This window comes from Pseudomonas sp. NKUCC02_KPG (assembly GCF_019345465.1).
In the GTDB taxonomy this organism is placed as follows: domain Bacteria; phylum Pseudomonadota; class Gammaproteobacteria; order Pseudomonadales; family Pseudomonadaceae; genus Aquipseudomonas.
Genome location: NZ_JAHKRC010000016.1, coordinates 22,367 through 42,939 on the forward strand (window position 1 = coordinate 22,367; position 20,573 = coordinate 42,939).

The window sequence follows — 20,573 nt, forward strand, 5'->3', positions numbered from 1 at the left end:
CGTTGGCGACAAGCCCGCAAAGCCTGGGATTCGCTCAAGCCAACTGACTGCTGGCCAACAGTTAAAAGCCAAGGTGTACGAAAACAGCACAGCCACCCTCACGAATACCCCTGTGGGAGCGGGCTTGCTCGCGGGGGTATCGCCGCGGTTTAACTCAAGGATCGCGGCGCCCGTATCTCGACCAGGCCCGCTCCCGCAGAGCAGGCGTAGAACCGGCACGGCCTGTGCAACAGCGCCTGCAATGTGTAGCGTCAGGAGCAATTCGATGTCCCGTGAAATCCGTTTGAATGCCTTCGACATGAACTGCGTCGGCCATCAGTCCCCGGGCCTGTGGGCCCATCCCCGTGACCGCTCGTGGCAGTACAAGGATCTTGAATACTGGACCGACCTGGCCAGGATCCTGGAGCGTGGCAAGTTTGACGGGCTGTTTATCGCCGATGTGCTGGGGATCTATGACGTGTATCGCGGCAATGGCGATGCGGCGATCCGCCAGGGCGCACAGGTGCCGGTCAATGATCCGCTGCAATTGATCCCGCCAATGGCCCTGGTGACGGAGCACCTGGGGTTTGGCCTGACCGCGTCGTTGTCGTTCGAGCATCCGTACCCCTTTGCCCGGCGCCTGTCGACGCTTGACCACCTGACCAAGGGCCGCGCGGGCTGGAACATTGTCACCTCCTACCTTGAAAGCGGTGCCAAGAACATCGGCCAGCAAACCCTAACCGAGCACGATGCCCGCTATGACTATGCCCAGGAGTATCTGGAGGTTTGCTACAAGCTGTGGGAAGGCAGTTGGGAAGAGGGCGCCATCCTGCGTGACCGTGAACGGCGGGTGTTCAGTGACCCGAGCAAAATCCATGAAATCCGCCACGACGGCAAACATTTCCAGGTTCCGGGCATCCACCTGTGCGAACCCTCGCCGCAGCGTACGCCGGTGCTCTATCAGGCTGGCGCCTCCAGCCGGGGCAAGCAGTTCGCAGCCGAGCAGGCCGAGTGTGTGTTTGTGGCCGCGCCGTCCAAGGTGCTGCTGAAAAAAACCGTCGCCGATATTCGTCGACGTGCCGCCGAGGCGGGGCGCGACCCCTCGAAAATTCTGATTTTCAACCTGCAGACCGTGATCCTCGGCGAGACCGATGCACTGGCCAAGGCCAAGTTCGAAGAATACAAAAGCTATGTCAGCTACGAAGGTGCAATGGCCTTGATCAGTGGCTGGACCGGGATCGATTTCAGCCAGTTCAAGCCTGACGAGCCCCTCAAGCACGTGCACACCAATGCGATCCAGTCCGCCGTCGAAACCTTCTCCACGGCCGATCCGAACACCCTCTGGACCCCCAATGCGCTGGCGGACTGGGTGGGCATCGGCGGTTTCGGACCGCTGTTTGTCGGCAGCCCTGAAACCGTGGCTGACCTGCTCGAAGAGTGGGTGGCCGAGACTGATGTGGACGGCTTCAACCTGGCTTATGCGGTGACCCACGAGACCTTTATCGATGCCGTGGATTTGCTGGTGCCTGAGCTGCAAAAGCGCGGTGTGTACAAGAAGGAGTACGCCCCGGGCACCCTGCGCGAGAAGTTGTTTGGCGAAGGTCCCCGCCTGGCTGAAGGACACCCGGGGGCGGGCTATCGCAACCTGGGCGAGCTTAATCGGGCCCAGGAAAAACAACGGGCCTGAAGCCCGGCGCTGGACACAGCGGGTGAGCTGAACGCAGCATGGGTGATCGATCCTGCGTTCAGCGCTTAATAACTTCAAGAACGAGTGAGTAACCATGAGTGAGCCGCAAACCGGACAGGCAACTCCTGCCATCCGTGAGGCCGATGTATTGATTGTGGGCGGTGGCCTGAGCGGCACCTTGTTAGCCATGCAACTGCTGCGCTTACCCGGCGCCCGGCGCATCGTGCTGGTGGAGCCCAGGCCCGAGCTGGGCCGGGGCGAGGCTTACAGCGCCACCGAACTGGGGCATACCCTGAACGGTAATGCAGCGCGCATGAGCATCGAGCCCGATGATGCCGATGACCTGACACGTTGGTTGCAGGCCCACCTTGATGACGGCGGCTGGCCGGAGTCGGGTGCCCAGGATCTACCGGCCAGCGAATTGTTCCCGCCCCGCGGGCTGTTCGGCGTGTATGCCCAGCAGCGTCTGGCGCAGGCACTGATCATCGGCGAGGCGAATGGCTCCAGCCTGACCCATGTGCGCGATGAAGTGATCGACCTGCAAACCCTGGAGCACGGCGTGAGGGTCACGCTCAAGGAGGGGGCCCGGTGGCAGGGCGCAGTGGCCGTATTGGCAACCGGCATGTTCCCGGCGGCCCGTACGGCCCAGCGCGAGTCCAGCGGCCTTAACGCTGCGGCACTGGACCCGTGGAATGTCGAAGCATTGCGAGCACTGCCGACGGATGCCCGGGTGCTGATCATCGGCTCGGGGCTGACCATGATCGATGCCCTGGAATCCCTTGACCAGGCGGGTCATCGCGGGCCGATCGACGTGTATTCGCGTCACGGCCTGTTGCCCCATGTGCGCCGTCAGCCGCCCGCCTGGGAGGATTTTCTGAGCCTGTCGCCGGAGCTGCGCAGCCCCTTGCAGTTGCTGCGCGAACTGCGTCGTCAATGTGCGCTGGCGCAGGCGCAGGGTATCGACTGGCAGGCGCCGCTGGACACTGTCCGGGTGCACATTCCAAGGCTTTGGAGCCAGGCCAGTGATGCACAGCGCCGTCAATTTGTGCGGCATGCCCGGCCCTGGTGGGAAAGCCATCACCATCGTTCGCCGCCCCAGGGCAATGCCTTGCTGGAACGGCTGCTCAAGGAAGGTCGGCTGACGGTGCGTGCCGCGTCCCTGCAAGGTTTAGACAGTGCCGGCCTTCGAATTCGACTGCGTTACCGTGGGCAAACTGAAGCGGTGTGGGTGCAAGGGGATGGGCTGATCAACTCCACCGGCATCGAGTACGACTGGCGCCGTGTGGATAAAGCCTTGCCCCGGCAACTGCTGCAGCGTGGGTTGATACGGCCCGGCAACCTGGGGCTGGGCATTGCCGCCGACGCGGGCGGAGCGGTTTTGAATGCCGACGGCGAGCCGGGACAAAGGCTGTTTGCGATGGGCCCACCGTTGCGTGGCATGTGGTGGGAAAGCACTGCGGTGACGGACGTTGCACTACAAGCCAAGGCATTGGCCAATCGGTTGGCTATAGAGTTTTGACCTGACAGACCGCGTCGGCCGCATTCACTGTCTGGCACAAATCCCTGTGGGAGCGGGCTTGCTCGCGATGGCATCTACGCGGTACGGCTGAAAGACCGCGTCCTCAGCATCGCAGGCAAGCCAGCTCCTGCAGGTCTTGCGCTAGCCCCTGAATCTGCGTCCCGGACATAGAATCGGACACGCACAATGGCCATATAAATCCCCTTTTGGCCTGCCTCCCTCTGTGATCGGTTCTGGCTGTCGGCAAGAATCAACCCCACCACTCAAATAACAACAAATCCTTTCGTCCTTACCCTCGGCCTTCTAAAGGCCTCTGCCGTGTACAGAACATAACAACTATCGATCTCACGCCGAACCTGGGGAACTGATCCATGGACACTCTGAAATGCTTACTGGGCGCCACTGTCTGTGGGCTCACGCTGCTGGCCACCAGCGTACATGCCGAACAGCGCGAGTTGCGGGTTTACAACTGGGCGGACTATATCCTGCCGTCCGTTCCCAAGGACTTCGCCAAACAGACGGGCATCAAGGTGACCTGGGATTCTTTCGACACCAATGAAGCCCTTGAAGCCAAGCTGCTGACCGGCAACTCGGGGTATGACCTGGTGGTGCCGTCCAATCAGTTTCTCGATACCCAGATCAAGGCGGGAGTGTTCCAGAAACTGGACAAGTCCAAGCTGCCCAACTGGCAGCACCAGGACCCGGCCCTGCTCAAGTTGCTGGACACCAATGACCCTGGCAACCAGTACGCGGTGCCTTACATGTACGGCACGGTGCTGATCGGCTTCAACCCGGCCAAGGTCAAGGCCGCGCTGGGCGAGAATGCACCGGTGGACAGTTGGGATCTGGTGTTCAAGCCCGAAAACATGGCCAAGCTGAAATCCTGCGGCGTGGCGATGCTCGATTCACCCTCGGAAATCCTGCCGTTGGCGCTGCATTATCTGGGACTGGACCCCAACAGCCAGAACCCGGCCGATTATGAAAAAGCCAAGGAGCTGATGCTCAAGATCCGCCCCTACGTGACCTACTTCAACTCGGCCAAGTACATGACCGATATCGCCAATGGCGACATCTGCGTGGCCATCGGTTATTCGGGCAGCTTCTACCAGTTCGGCAATCGCGCCAAAGAGTCGGGTAACGGTGTCGTGGTCGACTGGCGCTTGCCCAAAGAGGGCGCGCCGATCTGGTTTGACACCTTCGCCATCCCTAAAAGCGCGAAAAATGTCGAAGAGGCCCACGAGTTCCTTAACCACCTGCTGGAGCCCAAGGTCATTGCCGGGATCAGTGATTTCCTTGGCTACCCTAATGCCAACAAGGACTCCCTGGCGCTGATCAACAAGGACATCACCGCCAATCCGAACCTGACCCCAACCAGCGAGGCGCTGGAATCCCTGTATGTGGTGCAGCCGCTGCCGCAGAAAATGGAACGGGTGCGCACCCGGGTCTGGACCAGTATCAAGTCTGACAAGTAACCCCTCTGGGGTAGTGAATGGGGGTTATCGTCAAGTGCCTGCCGGGTTCCTAAACTGGGGGCACTTAATCGAACGACGAGAACAGCACCATGCGTATCCGAGAGCTTGGCATCACTATCGGTTCAGGTACCCCGGGCGTGTACAACGCCATCACCGACGTACCGGGTGTGCGAGTGGGGCATCACACGCTCAATGTTGAAACCGATGGGGTTTCCATCCATTCCGGTGTCACCGTGATTGAGCCCCGGGCCGGAGCCACCCATTTGCAGCCGTGTTTTGCAGGCGTGCATGTGCTCAACGGCAACGGTGACGCCACGGGGCTGGAGTGGATCCGGGAGGCGGGCTTGCTGGCCTCGCCCATTGCCTACACCAACACCCACAGTGTTGGCGTGGTTCGCGATGCGCTGGTAGCTGCCGAGCGGGAGATGGGCAAGCAACATACCTACTGGTGCATGCCCGTGGTGCTGGAGACCTACGACGGAACGTTGAACGATATCTGGGGCCAGCACGTGACTGCCGAGCATCTGCAACTTGCCCTGCAAGCGGCCGAGTCCGGGCCTGTGGCAGAGGGCAACGTCGGGGGCGGTACCGGAATGATCTGCCACGAATTCAAGGGCGGGATCGGCACGTCATCACGGGTATTGAGCCCGGAGCAGGGGGGCTGGACGGTAGGGGCGCTGGTGCAGGCCAACTACGGCGTGCGTGAAGCCTTGCGGGTGGGCGGCTACCCGGTCGGCACGGTGCTGGATGACGTGCCATCGCCCTTCAAAAGCGGGATCAATGTCGGCGTGCCGGGCATGGGGTCGATCGTGATTACCCTTGCCACCGACGCGCCCTTGTTGCCCCATCAGTGCACCCGTCTTGCACAGCGTGCCAGTGTCGGGTTGGCGCGGGTGGGGGGAGGAACCGAGGACTCCAGCGGCGATATCTTCATTGCCTTTGCGGTGGGCAACCAGAACTTGCCAGCGGCCAACTTCGGTCATCCGGGTGAGCCGACAACGGCGTTGCAGATGGTCAACAACGACTACATCTCGCCGCTGTTCGTGGCAGCGGCCGATGCGGTAGAAGAAGCCATTCTCAATGCCATGCTGGGCGCCGATGACCTGACAGGCTGTGGCCATACGGTGCTGGCGCTCAAGCCTGAGCGATTGCTGGCGGCGCTCAGGCAGGTGGGCTGGAAAGCACCTTGAGCCTGTAGTCGCTGCCGAGGCACGAAGGCTGCGAGCCTTTAGCGATATACATCGCCAATCGCAGCCTTCGTGCCTCGGCAGCGACTACGGCCGGGGGCGGGATATTGGTTCAGAGCTTCGGCAATTGCCCGACGCGAGCCATCATTTCGGTGACGATCTGCAAGTCCAGCATGAACTGCTCGACCGTCTTGAACTCGTTGTCGGTATGGCCGGTGTACTTGACGTTGGGCATGGCCAGACCGAACTGCACGCCATTGGGCAGTTCATGGACCGATGTCGCACCCGCCGAGGTGCCGAAGGTGTGTTCCATGCCGAGGTTTTCGCTGGCTACGGCCAGCAGCGCCTTGACCCATTCACCCTCCGGGTTGCGGTACATCGGTTCGGCGATGGTGTAGTCAAACGTCACCGCCACCTGCTTGCTCTTGCTCCAGGCATCCAGCTTCCCGGCAATCTGCTCCTTGAGCACCTGCGGGGACTTGCCCTTGGGCACGCGCAGGTTCACGGCAAGCTTGAGGGCCTTGTCATCCAGCCCGACAAACGTCAGTGACGTGGTCAGCGGCCCCATGAACCCGTCGGCAAAACCAATCCCCAACTTGCCACCTTCGTAGTCCAGGCCCCAGTTCTCGGCGCCATAGTGTGCGGCATCGGTAACGTGGTTGTGCTTGAGGGCGACCTGGCCATCAATGCTGCTGATGAAGTCCAGCATCCTTGCCACCGGATTGACCCCGGACTCGGGCTCTGAGGAGTGGGCAGACACCCCCGTGACGGTCAGCACGACATCCTTGCCGACCACCTTGGCGCTCACTTCGAAATTCACGCCATTGCGCCTGGCATAGTCGGCACCGGCTTTATTCAATGTGGCGGCCAGCTCTTCAGGCGTGTCCGTGACCAGGGTGGCGACCGAGGTCGACGGGATCTGATTGGTTGCCATGCCGCCCGTGAGCGAGATGATTTCCGCGCCCTGACCCTCGGCGTTACGCCGCGCAAATGTGGCCATGACCGTGCCGTAGCCTTTCTCGGCGATCACTACGGGGTAGCCGCCATCCAGCGCCAGGTTGTAGTTGGGGACCGGGTTGTTTTCGAAGTAATAGGGGATGGCGTCACCGGAGGTTTCCTCGGTGGTGTCGATCAGCAGCTTGAAGTTTCTGGCCAGCGGCAACTTCTCCTCCTTGATCACTTTCATGGCGTACATCGCCACCACGATGCCGTTTTTGTCATCCTCGGTGCCACGACCGTACATGCGATCGCCAATCAGGGTGACCTTGAACGGATCGAGTTTTGTGCCGTCCTTGAGCACCCAGTTTTCCGGGGTTACCGGCACCACGTCGGCGTGGGCGTGAATACCGACCACTTCATCGCCACTGCCTTGCAGGGTGACTTCATAGACGCGGTTGTCGACATTGCGAAAGTTCAGGTCGAAGGCCTGGGCAAGGCCCTTGATCTTGTCGGCGATCTTGATGAATTGCGGGTTCTCGTACTGGGGCACGCCGTCCAGGTTGACGGTCGGGATGGCAACCAGCTCTCGCAGGGTCTGGGTGGCCTCCTTGCCGTATTTCAACCGCGTGTAGAGGCCCAGCAGACGATAGATTTCGTTCTGTTGCTCAGGGGTCAATGCCTTGTTGTCGAGAAAGGCGTTGAGGGTCGGCTGCAGGTTGTCGGCCCTGGCAAGATCGCTCTTGGCCAGCGCACCCAGAAAATGCCTGAAGTCAGTGACCGGGGTTTCACTGAAGGTCTTGAGGATGGTCGCGCTCTGTTGCGGGGTGATGGTGGCGTGGGCAGCGGTGCTGAACGCCGCAAGGCTGGCCATCATCAATGTCGCGGCGGCCAGGTGCTTAAGTGGAAAGTGCATGGTGTGGGGCATTCCTTTGCGGGCAGTGGGGTGGAAATGGAGGCAAATGAAACAAAACATTTCCAAACTTACACTGCAAGGAAGTGCAACGGTAGGTGCTTTTTATTCCTGCGCCTGTAAAAACAGCGAGAACAGTTCGGACTGTGACTTGATTCCCAGCTTGCTGTACATGTGCTTGCGATGCACCTTCACCGTCTCTGCGGAAATCGCCAGTTTTCGGGCAACTTCCTTGTTCGAACAGCCGCTTAGCAGCAATAGCCCCACCTCCATTTCCCGTGCGGTCAAGGGTGTACTCAACTGCTCGGTAGCGGTTTCCAGGCGGCTTTGCCAGTTGGGTGTCAGCTCTGCTGCCTCCCTGGGTTCGCGCTCGAACACCAGGCGCTGGCGCATCAGTGCGGCCACCCAAGGCTGTACCAGCCCCAGCAATGCGGTCTGTTCCAGGCTGAACCGGCACTGGCTGCCCAGTGACAGGCTCAGGGTTCGTTCATTGTCGAGTTGCACATTGATATGCACCTCGTCGGTGACGATATTCAGGCGGAAGTAGCGCTGGTAGTAATCGGTCTGTTCAAAGCATTCCGGGGCCACGTCCTGCAGCCGGAACAGCCCGCTTTTCGGTGATTCGCGGTTGGCAATGTAGAACGGGTCCAGCAGGTACAGGCCCTTGAGATAATCCTGGAACAGTGAATCCATACCGCCGTCTTCGCCGGGGGATTCGGCCAGGACCTGCGGTTTTCCCGCGCTATAGATCAGCACCACCCAGTTGTCCACGGGCACATAGCGGCCCAGCAAACGCACCAGCGCCGTCCAGAAATTGGGCTGGTCGAGGGTTTCGATCACCCGGCCCACCGCGTCATGCCAAGCCACATCCTGCAACGTCAGATTCATCTCACTACCCATTGGGTGTTACCCCATCGAAGTCATTTAAAGGCGCTGTGCCGCGCACCATACTCGGCTCATCCCTGGGTAAAAGGACCTGAGATGAACATTGAAATGGTGCAACTGGCTGGCCGTGACGGCGACACCGCTTATAACCTGTCGCGCACATTGAATGCCATCGCCACCTGCGCTGGCGATACGGATTTGCTGGTGTTTCCAGAGACCCACCTGACCGGATTTGTCGGCGGCCAACAGCTGGCGCAGGTGGCCGAGCCCCTGGACGGTCCGACTCTGCACGCTGTGTTGCAGGCCGTACGGGAGCGTGGTGTCGGTGTGGTGGTCGGGATTGCCGAGGTCCATGAGGGCACGTTCTACAACACCTCGGTACTGGTGACGCCCGAGGGGATCGCGCTGCACTACCGCAAGACCCATCTTTGGCCGTCGGAACGTGGCGACTTCTGCCCTGGCGACCGTTTTACCACCGTTGTGTGGCAGGGCGTTCGGATTGGCCTGCTGATCTGTTACGACATTGAACTGCCGGAAACCAGCCGGGCCCTGGCGCAACTGGGGGCCGAACTGATCATCGTCACCAACGGCAACATGGATCCCTATGGCCCTGTGCACCGCACGGCAATCATGGCCCGCGCCCAGGAAAACCAGGCATTCGCCGTGATGGTCAACCGCGTAGGGGCAGGGGACGACGGGCTGGTGTTTGCGGGTGGCAGCATGGCGGTCGACCCGTTTGGGCGGGTGCTGGTTGAAGCCGGGCGCGAAGAAAATCGCCAGGTGGTGGCGCTGGATTTTGATCAGCTGAAGGCTGCCCGCCGTGATTACGACTACCTCAAGGATCGCCGTTTGTTGCTGTCGGGCACACAGCTCGAACATGCAGACGGTCGTCGCGAACTGTTGATCGGAGCCTGAACATGAATAATAAAAACGGTATGCGCCTGGCCCTGGCCGCGGTGTTGAGTTGCAGCCTCGCGAGCGCGGTTGCGGCGCAACAGCAGGTGAACATCTACAACTGGTACGACTTTATTGCCCCCGACACGATGAAAAACTTTAAGGCCGAAAGTGGAATCGGCTCGATGTACGACGTGTTCGATAACAGCGATGTGATGCAAAGCAAGCTGATGGCCGGGCGCAGTGGCTATGACGTTGTCGTCGCCACCGGGGATCTGCTGCCCAACCTGATCAAGGCCGGGGTGCTCAAGGAGCTGGACCCCGCGCAGTTGCCCAATCGCTCACACCTGGACCCGGACATCCTGGCCAAGATGCAGAGTAACGATCCGGGTAATCGCTACGCCGTGCCTTACCTGTGGGGCACCACGGGGGTGGGCTATGACGTCGACAAGGTCAGGGCCGTGCTTGGGGCGGATGCGCCGGTCGATTCCTGGGACCTGATCTTCAAGCCCGAGAACCTGAGCAAGCTCAGCCAGTGTGGCGTGGCGATGCTGGACGCTCCCAGTGAAATCATCCCTATCGCCCTGCATTACCTGGGGCTGCCCTACAACAGCACCAACCCCCAGGACTACCAGAAGGCCGAGGCCTTGCTGCTGACGCTGCGGCCTTACATTCGCTACTTTGACTCGTCCAAATTCATCACGGACCTGGCCAATGGCAACGTGTGTGTGGTGGTGGGTTGGGCAGGCGGGGTGCAGGACGCCAAGACCGCCTCCCAAGTGGCCGGCAATGGGCGAAACATCCGTTACAGCATTCCTCGCGAAGGTGCGCCGATCTGGGTCGAAAGCATGGTCTTGCTCAAGGACGCGCCCAACCCGCAGCAGGGCCTGGCATTCATCAACTACATGCTGCGCCCGCAGGTGATTGCGCAGACCTCGACCTACCTCAAATACCCCAATGCCAATCAGGATTCCAGGGCGCTGATAGACGAAAAAATCCGTGACAACCCGGAAATTTACCCCGGCAAGGACGTCATGCAGACGCTGTTCCCGCTTGAGCCGCTGCCCCTGAAACTTGAGCGGGTACGGACACGGGTATGGAGCAAGGTTAAAAGCGGGACGTGAGCCTCACAAAACCAGAGCTTCATCATCACTGTGGGAGCGAGCAAGCCCGCTCCCACAGGAGTGCTACAGAATCGCCGTCTCGCGACAGACTTTGCTCGCCCTCGGCATCGCCGGCAGCACTGCTTCTTGCAAGGTCCGTGCTGCCGGGTGGGTAAAGCGCATCTGCGGGGTAACAGGCATGTCCTCCACCAGCTTGCCTTCGGCCAATACCACCACTCGCTGGCAAAAGCGCTGCACCAGGCTCAAGTCATGGGTAATCAGCAAAAAACCCGTGCCGCAGTCGCGCCTTACTTGTGCCAGCAAATCCAGAATCTGCACTTGCAGCACCCGATCAAGGTTGGACAGGGCCTCGTCGAGAATAATCAGCTGAGGCCCGATCGCCATGGCCCGGGCAATCCCGGCGCGCTGCAGTTGGCCGCCGCTCAGTTGCGCGGGGAGTTTGTCGATGTCCCGGGCCTCCAGCTGGACCTGCTGCAACAGGTGTTCAACCCGGGCCTTGCACGACTCGGTAGACATTGTGCTGAGATGGCGCAGAGGCTCGGCAATGCTCCAGCCAATGCTGCGCTGGGGGTTGAAGGCACTGAGGGCGTCCTGGAATACCATCTGCACGCTTTGCAAAAACGGCGGCTGGCCATTGAACACGATGCTGCCCTGATCGGCGGTTTCCAGGCCCATCAGCAGGCGCGCCAATGTGCTTTTGCCGCTGCCGCTGCCCCCCAGCAGGCCAAGGCTCTGGCCTTGCTCCAGGTCCAGATTCAATCCGTCGAGCACGTGCACTCGATGCCGTTTGCTGAAAAAACCGCCAGCGGTATAACCGTGACTCAGGTCGCGTACTTGAATAAAGCTCATGGCGCGCAGCCCTCCAGGGTCAATGAGTGATGCGCCGCCAGCAGCGTGCGCGCTTCCTTGCTTTGCGGTGCGTTGAACAGTTCATGCACACCGGCATGCTCGACAATCCGCCCGTTGGCCATGACGCTCACCCGGTCGGCGCAGCGCGCGACGACGCCCATGTCATGGGTGATCAGCAGCACGCCCAGGTTGCGTTGTTCCACCAGCCGCTCGAGCAGGTCGAGAAAGCGGGCCTGGGCCACAACATCCAGATCGCTGGTGGGTTCGTCGGCCAGCAAAAAGCGGCTGTCGGCCAGCAGGGCCAGGGCAATCATCATCCGCTGCAGCATGCCGCCGCTCAGTTGAAAGGCGAATGAGTCGAGCACCCGCTGATCATCGTGCAAACCCACTTCGTGCAAGGTGGTCTGGATCAGCCGCTCGGCCTCGGCGCCTCCCAGGCCACGGGTCTGCAGGGTTTCGAGTGCGTGCTGGCGCAATGAGCGCACCGGGTTGAAGGCGCTGCGCGGGTTTTGCAGCACCAGCGCCACTTCACGGCCGCGCAAGTGCGTGGCTTCAACCGGGCGCCCGTCCAGTAGCAAGGTTGCGCCGCTGCTGTGGACACCGGGGGGCAATAAATCGAGGATGCCCAGGCTGGTCAGGGACTTTCCGGAACCGCTGGCGCCCACCAGCGCATGCACCTGGCCAGCCGTGAGGGTCAGTTCCACCCGGTCAACCAGGGTGCGTTGCTGGTGTTTGAGGGTCAGGTCGCGAATGGTCAATGTGTGCTTCATTCCTTGATCTCCGCCAGTACGCTTGGGTCGAGCCGGTCACGCAATGCATCGCCCAGCAGGTTGAAGGCCATGACCGAGATAAAGATCATCAGGCCGGGCCAGAGCAGGAGCTGCGGCTGGGTCCAGATAAACTCCTTGGCGTCGTTGATCATCACCCCCCACTCAGGCGTCGGCGGGCTGACGCCCAGACCGAGAAAGGACAGGCCCGAGACGTGCAGCATCATATGGCCGATGTCCATCGACGCCAGGACCAGCAACTGCCCCACGACGTTGGGCATCACGTGCTGGCGCAGGCGGGTCAGGCGTGAAGCACCGGCCAGTTGCGAAGCCAGTACATAGTCGCGATTGCGCTGGGCCAGGACCATGCCGCGTACCATTCGCGCATACCAGGCCCAGTGGGACAGGGCGATCGCGATGATGACGTTGGTCAGGCCGGTGCCCAGCAAGGCAATCAGAAAGAACGCCAGCACCAGAGTAGGGAAGGTCAGGAACATGTCGCAAAGACGCATCAGGAACATGTCCACCTTGCCGCCGACGATGCCCGCGATACCGCCAATGACCACGCCCAGCACCAGCACCAGGCCCAGCACCAGCACCACGCTGCCCAGGGACAGTTGCGTCCCGACGATAAGGCGCGAGAGCACGTCGCGCCCCAGGTGGTCGGTGCCCAGCCAATGGCTGGCGCTGGCGGGCAGCAGGCGGTCGTCCAGATTCACCAGGGTCGCGTCGTAAGGCGCCAGCCAGGGGCCGAGCAGCGCCATCACCAGCAACAGGGCCACCAGTACGTAACCGATGCGCAGGCCGTGTTTTTTGCGGGTATAAGCCGCAGCTATTGCGCTCATGCCATCACCCCCGACAGACGCGTACGTGGATCGAGCCAGGCGTAGCAGATGTCCACCACCAGATTGCACACCACCAGCAGCGTGGTCAGCAGCAGGGTGAAGCACTGCATCACCGGAAAGTCGCGATTGAGCACCGCGCTGACCGCGAAGCGCCCGACACCGGGCCAGGCGAAGATGGTTTCGATCACCAGTGCACCGCCCAGCAACTCGCCGATATGCATGCCCGTGGCGGTCACCAGCGGCATCCAGGCATTGCGCAGGATATGGTCGCGCCACACCCGTTTTTCATTGAGGCCACGGGCCCGGGCGTAAAACACATGACGATGCTGGCGCACGTCGAGCAGGCTGGCGCGCAGCAGGCGGGCGTTGATCGACATCGACATCAGCGCAATGGCCAGGACCGGCATCAGCAGATGCTGCGGGCTGCCCCGGCCCATCGGTGGCAACCAGCCCAGCCACAGGGAGAACAAGGCGATCAGCAGAAATGCCAGCCAGAAATTGGGCATCGACACGCCGATAAAGGTGATGAAACGCACCACCTGATCGGGCCAGCGTCCTTTCCAGCGGGCAGCCGCCAGGCCCAGAGGAATGCTCATCACCAGCGTGGTGAGCAGGGCCAGGCCACCCAGCTGCAAGGTAGCAGGCAGGTAATAGAGGATGTCGTCGAGCACCGGGCGCCCGGTGATATAGGAAATGCCGAAATCGAGATGCAGGGCATTCCACAGCCAGGTGAGGTATTGCTCGGGCAGGGGGCGGTCAAGGCCAAGGGCATGGCGCGCCTCGGCCAGAGCGGTGTCGGTGGGCGGGATCTGCGACAGGCGCAGATAGTCCAGTGCCGGGTCGCCGTTGCCCAGGTGCAGCAGGACAAAGACGATCAACGACACCCCCAGCAGCACCGGGATCAGCAGCACAAGCCGCAGGATGATATAGCGCAGCATGGTTATGGCTTCCCTGTGGTTGGGTGCATGACCTCGAACGGCACGTCAAACAGCGTGCTGCCGAATTGCACGTTGTCGACGTTGTTGCCGCTGACACTGATGGCCGTAAGGTGTGAGATCGGCAGGTACACCGCCTGATCGTGCAGGGTGGTGAGGATTTCGCGGTAATCCTCGGCGCGCTTGCTTTCATCCGTTTCGCCCAGGACTTCGGCGATTTTATGGTCGATGGCGTCCTTCATCGGCAGGCCGCGTTGGGCCATGTAATCCGCGTGGCCTGCGTAGCGCATGGAGCTGACAAATGAGTGGGGGTCATAGGGCGCGCCCCAGGTGTCGGCGAAAATCATGCCGAACTTGCCTTCACGCTGGCGCTGGACCAGGGCGCCGTCTTCTTCGGCGCGCAACTTGACCTCGATACCGACCTTGGCCAACTCCCCCTGAATGATTTCAGCGAGATTTTTTTGCAGGGCGCTGGGGCCCAGAAACACCAGGTCGGTGCTCAGTGGCTTGCCGTCTTTCTCGCGAATGCGTTTACCCGCAGGGACTTTCCAGCCAGCCGCCTCAAGGGTTTTTTTCGCCTGCTCGGGGTCATGGGGCAAAGCCTTGAGGCCAAGATCGGCGTACGGCATGTTACTGGCGAACAGCGCATCGGCACGGGGTTCCTGGCCATGCAGCACCTTGGCGATGATGGTGTCCTTGTCCACGGCCTGATTGATTGCCTGGCGCACCGCCAGTTCATTGGTGGGTGCCAGGCCGGTGTTCATTGCCACGGTGCGAGTGGCCAGTGGTGCGGAAATGGCGGCTTTGAAGCCTGAATCGCGCAGGCGTACGAAAGTGCCCGGCGAAATTTCGCCGTCGGCGCCCTGGATCAGATCGATTTCTCCGGTTTGCAGGGCGATGGCGCGGCTGTCGGGGTCGGAGATGACCTTGACCATGACCGAGTCATAGGCCGGTTTTGGCCCCCAGTAGTGCTCGTTACGGTCGAAGCGGTCGTATTCGCCGCGCCGGGTCTGGGCGAGCACCCAGGGCCCGGTGCCCACCGGCGTGCCCGGCTTGGCGTCGGGTGCGCCAAACCGCAGCGGGCGCACTTGTGCCAGCTCCATCAGGGTCGGGTAATAAGGGTGTTTGAGCACCAGCACCAGCGTGTGCTCGTCCGGCGCTTCGACGCGCTCAAGGGTGGAGACCAGCTCCATCCACTGGTGGCGCTTGCTGTTGGCCAGCACCGCATCAAGGTTGGTTTTGGCGGCACTCGCGTTGAAGGGGCTGCCATCACTGAAGGTTACGTTGTCGCGCAGGGTGAAGGTGTAGGTCTTGCCGTCCGGCGACACGGTCCAGTGAGTTGCGAGCCAGGGTTCCAGGGTGCCCTGTGCCGTGTACCGCACCAGGGGTTCATAGACCATTGCCTGGGCATACATCTGGTTGGGCGAGTAGCCTCGGGGGTCCAGCGGACCAGCATTGGTCGGCCATGAATAGGTCAGCGTGGGGGCCGGGGCGGCGGCCCAGGCAGTCGAGATGCCTGCGCTCAGGCAGGCTCCAATCATCCATAAAGCCAGCTGTTTTTTAGTCCGTGACTGCTTCACACTGCTTCTCCCTCAATTGATGGCTATTGGCCTGATCAGATGCTGGGTATGAAGTCTATGTCAAAAGTTCATAACTGCGAGGCTGATTGGATGCTGAGGGTCACTATTTCGCTGGACGATGATTTGTTGGCTGCCATTGATGCGCGCGTGGGCACCCACGGCTATCAGGGGCGCTCCGAGGCCATACGTGATTTATTGCGTGCCGGGTTGCTGGAACCGGAGCAGGGTGACCCTCAAAGTGCCTGTGTCGCGACCTTGAGCTACGTGTATGACCACGCTACGCGGGAGTTGTCCAAGCGTCTGAATACGGCCTTTCATGAGCACCATGACCTGACGCTGTCGACGCTGCATGTGCACCTGGATCAGGGCAAGTGCATGGAAGTCTCGGTGCTCAAGGGCACGGTGGGGAAGGTGGCGGAGCTGACGCGTCATGTGATGGCCGAGCGTGGGGTTCGGCATGGCAGTGCGCAGATTATTCCGTTGGGCTAGGTGGGCCGGGTACCAAAAGCACTATGTGGCGGCTTGCGCACGACCTGTAGTCGCTGACGAGCCGTGCGAGGCTGCGATCGTCTTGGTGCGCCACTGCGACGTAGCAGTCGTGAAATCAGCTTGCACGATTAATCAGGCACTGCGCGTGTACCGGTTTAGCGACTGCTTCACGCTCGAACGTAGCCTCGTTCTACTCGTCAACTGCTACGTAGAGGGCCCGATACAACGCGTTGCAGGTGTCGCCACACCAGTCGGCCCAGGGTAATGGACCAGTTGCACAAGGCAATCCCCAGGATTATCCAGAGCAGGGTGTGCATTCCGTAGTTAACGATGATCTGCCCGGCCAGCCAGGGGAAACCGAATACCCCGACAAAATACGCCAGGCTGAACAGCACCAGCGACTGTGGCGTCAGCCCGGTAGGTGCTTCGTTGGCAGCCAGGCCGTTGATTACCGAGTACGTCAGGCCGTAGCCGACCCCAAGCACAATGGCTGCCAATAAATAGATGAACCCGGAGCTGACAAAGAACATCAGCATCAACACCGAAACCACCATCAAGGCCGTCAGCAAGCAGGACATGACATAGGGGTCACGCCTGACAATCAACCCCGCAATCAGCAGGCGACAGGTGATTGCGGCACCCATGAAGCCCAGGAAGAAGAGTGAATAGTCCAGCTGGTTGAGTGTCGCGTAAGAGGTTTGAAAACTGGACAACCCTCCGAAGATGGCGCCGCCCAGGCCAACCATCATGATCGCGAACACGGCCTTGGAACGCAGCACCAGCGCAGCAGCCTGCGGCGTGATTTTGCAGGGGGCGACGGAGCCGGGTGTGCTGTGCTGGCGCTTGATTCCTGGGCCGATGACCACAAACATCAGGCCACCCAGCAGGCTGGCAACGGCCGCCACCAGGAACGCCGATTCCACCGGGTAACCCAGTGCCTGGGCTGCACGACCGAGCAAGGGGCCCGTGCCGATGCCGGTCATCATGCTGCCCGAGAGCAAGGCGAAGTGTTTCACCCGTTGCGCGGGCTCGATGAGCATGGCCACGACGATCGGCCCCAGGTTGTAAAACACTCCCCAGCCCAACCCCAGCAGCAAGCCAAAGATCAGCACCGCGGTGCCATGATCGGGCAAGGTAGCGAAACCCAGGCAGGCGGCGGCCAGCAGCAGGGAGCCACAGGCTATGGCCCTGGGAGCGCCGAACAGGTCGGTCAGGTGGCCGGAAAAAATCACTGCCAGGAAGGTACTCAGCATGGCGACCGAGATGATCGTGCCAGCCTGCGACTCACTGCCGCCGTGGGCGCTGAGCATCATGGCCAGTAAAAAAGTGGTGCCATAAGACAACGACAGCAGGTAACTGGCGAGGCAGAAGAGCCCGAAGACGCCCTTGGCCTGTTGGGGGGGAGTGGATGGCATTGCGGGTCGTCCCTGAAGTTCGAGTGTTGTTGTGCGGCACATCGAACGTTAATAACAGACAACCCCTGATCTCAGGATTCAAACCTTTGAATCCTGAGATCGGCAGAACCTAAACAAACACGCTGTCGAGACGCTTCAAGCCACAGAGCGCAGCCTTGGGTTACTGGTCAGCGGCCACAAATCCCGGTTTCAGGCTCGCACTTTGATGGGCGCGGGTAATCACCGTGATGACCGCCAATGCCGCAATGACCAGTCCCGGTGAAGTCGCCAGCAGCACCCCGGTCGTTCCGGCCCCGGCGGCGAGGATCTGACCTGCGGCCAAGGGACCTGCAACCGAACCCAGGCGCCCGATAGCGACCGCAGCGCCGACGCCGGTTGCCCGTACGGCGGTCGGGTACAGTGGCGGAGCCATTGCATACAGCACCAGCTGCGCCGCCATGACAAACAGGCCCACGGCAAAGCCTGCGGTGGCCACGGGCACAATCCCTACCGAAAAGCCGATCCCGGCCAGTGATGCCAGTAGCCCGGCATAGACGCCCAGAACCACCTTGATCGGGTTGCAGCGGTCCAGCAGCAGGCCACCGAGCAAGGAACCCAAAGCACCGCCTATGTTGAACAGCATTTGCACCATGCCCGCTTGCGGTTTGGTAAAGCCCTGGGCGAGCAGCAGCGTGGGCAGCCAGTTCAGCAGCATGTACATCACGGTCAGGGTAAAGAAGTAACTGAGCCACAACGCCAGGGTCGAACGGCCACGACCTTCACCAAACAGTGCCTGGCCCGTGGACACGCGCAAAGCCTGACTGACGTCCTGGCGGAAAACCCGGGACTCGGGCAGCAGGATGATCATCAGGGGCACTACCAGCAACGGGGCCAGCCCGCCGATGATAAAGGTGGTTTGCCAGTGGTCATGGGAGAACATCGCCACTACCGCTGCCAATGCGCCGCCCAGTGGCACGCCGCAATACATGATGCTGATCGCTGTGCCACGACGGCGTTCGTCTACCGCTTCGGCACACAGGGCGATCAGGTTGGGCAGGGCAGCGCCCAGGCCAAGACCCGTCATGAATCGCACCAGCAGCAAGTGGGAGTAGCTGTCTACATAGGCGGTCAACAGGGAGAAGACGCCAAACAGGATGACCGCGCCGATGAGGATCTTTTTACGGCCGATTCGATCGGCAATCCAGCCGCCGAAGAATGCACCGGGCAGCAGGCCGATGATCCCGGCACTGAACACCCAGCCCATCATTTTCGGGTCCAGGGCAAAGGTTTGACGCAGGCCGGCGGCGGCAGTGCCCGCGGCTTGCAGGTCAAACCCTTCGATAAGCGCAACGATAAAGCACAAAGCGATTGTCAGCGTCGAACGATGCTGTGGAGTGTTCATGGACGAACCTCGTTATTGTTTTTGTAGGGGGGCTTTCTGCGAGCCAAATAAAGATTAACAAAGATAACTAAAAAAAGAAGCTGAGATTGTTATTGGCTTCAAAATGAGATTAAAGGTGTTTAAGACGGGCTTTTAGCCAGTATCTGCCAGTGAATATCAAAACTAGATAAGAAACATAATGTTCGATTATCGGTCATTTATGATTGACGTTGCTTTGACTTGTTTCCATTCTCTGGCTCAGGAAACGCCAAGAGAGCGTTCTGGTTCTGTCAAAAACAACAATAAATGGACATTCAATATGCATACGCTCAACCAAGGCGCCCTGCGCTTGTTCCCGCTTTCGTGCATTGCCCTGTGCCTGTTCAGCACCCCGGTTTGGGCCCAGGGATTTATCGAAGACAGTCACGGCACCCTGACCTTGCGCAACTACTACATGGACCGTGATTACAAGGACGGTGGCGCCAAGACCGCAGCGCGGGAATGGGCCCAGGGCTTCATTGCCAACATGGAGTCGGGCTTTACCGAAGGTACAGTCGGTTTCGGGCTGGATGTGCGTGGTCTGCTGGGGGTCAAGCTGGACTCTTCGCCTGACCGCAGCGGCACCGAACTGCTGCCGGTCAATAGTGACAAACAGGCTGCGGATGAGTACTCGCGACTGGCCTTCACCGGCAAGCTGCGTTTTAGCCAGACCACGCTCAAGACCGGTGATGTGTCGATTTTTCTGCCGTTTGCCTTTGCCAGCCCGTCGCGGCTGTTGCCCCAGTCCTTTCGCGGGACCACCGTCAGCTCCAAAGAAATTGACGGCCTGACCTTCAACACCGGTTATATCGACGCGATCAACAAACGTGACTCCACCAACTACCAGGCCATGACCATCGCGTCCCCCAATGGCCGATTCAAGGGCTCGGCTGAAACCTCGCACCTGGCTTACGGCGGTGGTGATTATCAGGTCAACAAGAACCTGAGCGTGCGCGCCTACCATGTCGAGGTGGCGGATTTGTACAAGCAAAGCACCCTGGCATTGCTGCACGACCTGCCCCTGGGTGACGGCGTGCTGACCACCGACCTGCGCAGTTTTTTCAGTGATGAGGCGGGCAGTGCCACAGCAGGCAAGGTCGACAACATCAACGCATCGGCGCTGTTGGGTTATCGGCTGGGTGGGCATCGTTTAAGTGTGGGCTACATGCACTCCAGCGGTGATACGGCGACGCCTTACATCTCGGGTACAGAGTTGATGGGCATGAGCGAAATGACCATGAGTTCGGACTTTCTCAATGCCAAGGAGCGCACCTGGCAGGCCATTTACGACTACGACTTCACGGCGGTGGGGGTGGTGGGATTGAAAGGGCGGTTGCGTTATGTGCGCGGTGACAATATCGAACTGGCGTCCTTGAATGCGGATGATCGCAAGGAGCGCGAGTTTCAGATGGAGCTGGGGTACGTGATCCAGAGCGGGCCGCTGAAAAACCTGGGTCTTTTGGCGAGGAAGTCTATTTACCGAAACGACTTCCCGACAGGTGCGGCCTTTCGCGATGAAAACCAGACCCGCTTTCTGGCCATCTATACCTTGCCGATCTGGTAGGGGCGGTTTTGCGACCGCTGCGCGCTCGATCGCAGCCTCGTACTACTCGTCAGCGACTACAACACGGAGATGGTGGTGAATCTGTAGTCGCTGACGAGCCGTGCGAGGCTGCGTCCGGCTGCGAAGCAGTCGTG

At 60.5% G+C, this 20,573-nt stretch carries 17 protein-coding genes; 8 read left to right on the top strand and 9 right to left on the bottom strand.

All coding sequences use genetic code 11. The features are described from left to right. Positions 1-265 precede the first annotated feature (265 nt). The 4 genes from KO536_RS19800 (at position 266) to KO536_RS19815 (ending at position 5,847) form a co-directional block, all read left to right on the top strand. Complete coding sequence (locus tag KO536_RS19800; protein ID WP_219262709.1) at positions 266-1,666, top strand: LLM class flavin-dependent oxidoreductase; 1,401 nt, start codon at positions 266-268, stop codon at positions 1,664-1,666. Between the two features lie 94 nt (positions 1,667-1,760). Continuing rightward, on the top strand, positions 1,761-3,185 hold the full coding sequence (locus KO536_RS19805; RefSeq protein WP_219262710.1) for an FAD/NAD(P)-binding protein: 1,425 nt from the start codon (positions 1,761-1,763) through the stop codon (positions 3,183-3,185). Between the two features lie 371 nt (positions 3,186-3,556). Then, entirely contained in the window at positions 3,557-4,657 is a 1,101-nt protein-coding gene (locus tag KO536_RS19810; RefSeq protein ID WP_133078518.1) for a polyamine ABC transporter substrate-binding protein, read from the top strand. Positions 4,658-4,746: 89 nt separating this feature from the next. Beyond that, a complete protein-coding gene (locus tag KO536_RS19815) occupies positions 4,747-5,847 on the top strand; it encodes a P1 family peptidase (RefSeq protein WP_219262711.1) in 1,101 nt (366 codons plus the stop codon). A 109-nt stretch (positions 5,848-5,956) separates the two neighbouring features. Here the strand turns inward: KO536_RS19815 and KO536_RS19820 are convergent, their stop codons facing one another. Next, positions 5,957-7,696 (bottom strand): dipeptidase, encoded by a 1,740-nt coding sequence (locus tag KO536_RS19820; RefSeq protein ID WP_219262712.1) that lies wholly within the window; start codon positions 7,694-7,696, stop codon positions 5,957-5,959. 102 nt (positions 7,697-7,798) lie between these two features. After that, a complete protein-coding gene (locus tag KO536_RS19825) occupies positions 7,799-8,581 on the bottom strand; it encodes a response regulator transcription factor (RefSeq protein WP_133078521.1) in 783 nt (260 codons plus the stop codon). A gap of 93 nt (positions 8,582-8,674) precedes the next feature. On the opposite strand from KO536_RS19825, the gene KO536_RS19830 reads away from it, so the two are divergent. Both KO536_RS19830 and KO536_RS19835 read left to right on the top strand, forming a co-directional pair. Beyond that, positions 8,675-9,493, top strand: coding sequence for a carbon-nitrogen hydrolase family protein (locus tag KO536_RS19830; protein ID WP_133078522.1), 819 nt, complete (start codon positions 8,675-8,677; stop codon positions 9,491-9,493). A gap of 2 nt (positions 9,494-9,495) precedes the next feature. After that, positions 9,496-10,596 carry a polyamine ABC transporter substrate-binding protein gene (locus KO536_RS19835; RefSeq protein WP_219262713.1) on the top strand — a complete coding sequence of 367 codons (1,101 nt, stop codon included), beginning with the start codon at positions 9,496-9,498 and terminating at the stop codon, positions 10,594-10,596. A 63-nt stretch (positions 10,597-10,659) separates the two neighbouring features. On the opposite strand, the gene KO536_RS19840 is transcribed toward KO536_RS19835, so the two are convergent. The 5 genes from KO536_RS19840 to nikA are packed head-to-tail and all read right to left on the bottom strand — an operon-like array spanning position 10,660 to position 15,572. Further along, positions 10,660-11,445, bottom strand: a complete 786-nt coding sequence (locus KO536_RS19840; protein WP_219262714.1) for an ATP-binding cassette domain-containing protein — start codon at positions 11,443-11,445, stop codon at positions 10,660-10,662. Beyond that, complete coding sequence (locus KO536_RS19845) at positions 11,442-12,215, bottom strand: ATP-binding cassette domain-containing protein (protein WP_219262715.1); 774 nt, start codon at positions 12,213-12,215, stop codon at positions 11,442-11,444. Before KO536_RS19845 ends, KO536_RS19840 begins: the two co-directional genes overlap by 4 nt. Continuing rightward, positions 12,212-13,057: a nickel ABC transporter permease subunit NikC gene (gene nikC, locus KO536_RS19850; RefSeq protein ID WP_219262716.1), complete on the bottom strand. Its 846-nt coding sequence runs from the start codon at positions 13,055-13,057 to the stop codon at positions 12,212-12,214. The genes KO536_RS19845 and nikC overlap by 4 nt, the downstream gene beginning before the upstream one ends. Then, positions 13,054-13,995, bottom strand: a complete 942-nt coding sequence (gene nikB, locus KO536_RS19855) for a nickel ABC transporter permease subunit NikB (RefSeq protein ID WP_133078527.1) — start codon at positions 13,993-13,995, stop codon at positions 13,054-13,056. Before nikB ends, nikC begins: the two co-directional genes overlap by 4 nt. A gap of 2 nt (positions 13,996-13,997) precedes the next feature. Beyond that, a complete protein-coding gene (gene nikA, locus KO536_RS19860; RefSeq protein ID WP_133078528.1) occupies positions 13,998-15,572 on the bottom strand; it encodes a nickel ABC transporter substrate-binding protein in 1,575 nt (524 codons plus the stop codon). Positions 15,573-15,662: 90 nt separating this feature from the next. Between nikA and nikR the strand changes: the two genes are divergently transcribed. Further along, the gene (nikR, locus tag KO536_RS19865) at positions 15,663-16,061 is read left to right on the top strand and encodes a nickel-responsive transcriptional regulator NikR (RefSeq protein ID WP_219262717.1); all 399 of its coding nucleotides are present in this window, start codon (positions 15,663-15,665) and stop codon (positions 16,059-16,061) included. A 197-nt stretch (positions 16,062-16,258) separates the two neighbouring features. Here nikR and KO536_RS19870 read toward each other — a convergent pair whose 3' ends face one another. Continuing rightward, positions 16,259-17,476, bottom strand: a complete 1,218-nt coding sequence (locus KO536_RS19870; protein ID WP_219262718.1) for an MFS transporter — start codon at positions 17,474-17,476, stop codon at positions 16,259-16,261. A 160-nt stretch (positions 17,477-17,636) separates the two neighbouring features. Further along, positions 17,637-18,857: a 3-(3-hydroxy-phenyl)propionate transporter MhpT gene (gene mhpT, locus KO536_RS19875; protein WP_133078531.1), complete on the bottom strand. Its 1,221-nt coding sequence runs from the start codon at positions 18,855-18,857 to the stop codon at positions 17,637-17,639. A 298-nt stretch (positions 18,858-19,155) separates the two neighbouring features. Here mhpT and KO536_RS19880 point away from each other — a divergent pair, with 298 nt between their 5' ends. Then, positions 19,156-20,439, top strand: coding sequence for an OprD family porin (locus KO536_RS19880; RefSeq protein ID WP_219262719.1), 1,284 nt, complete (start codon positions 19,156-19,158; stop codon positions 20,437-20,439). Positions 20,440-20,573 lie beyond the last annotated feature (134 nt).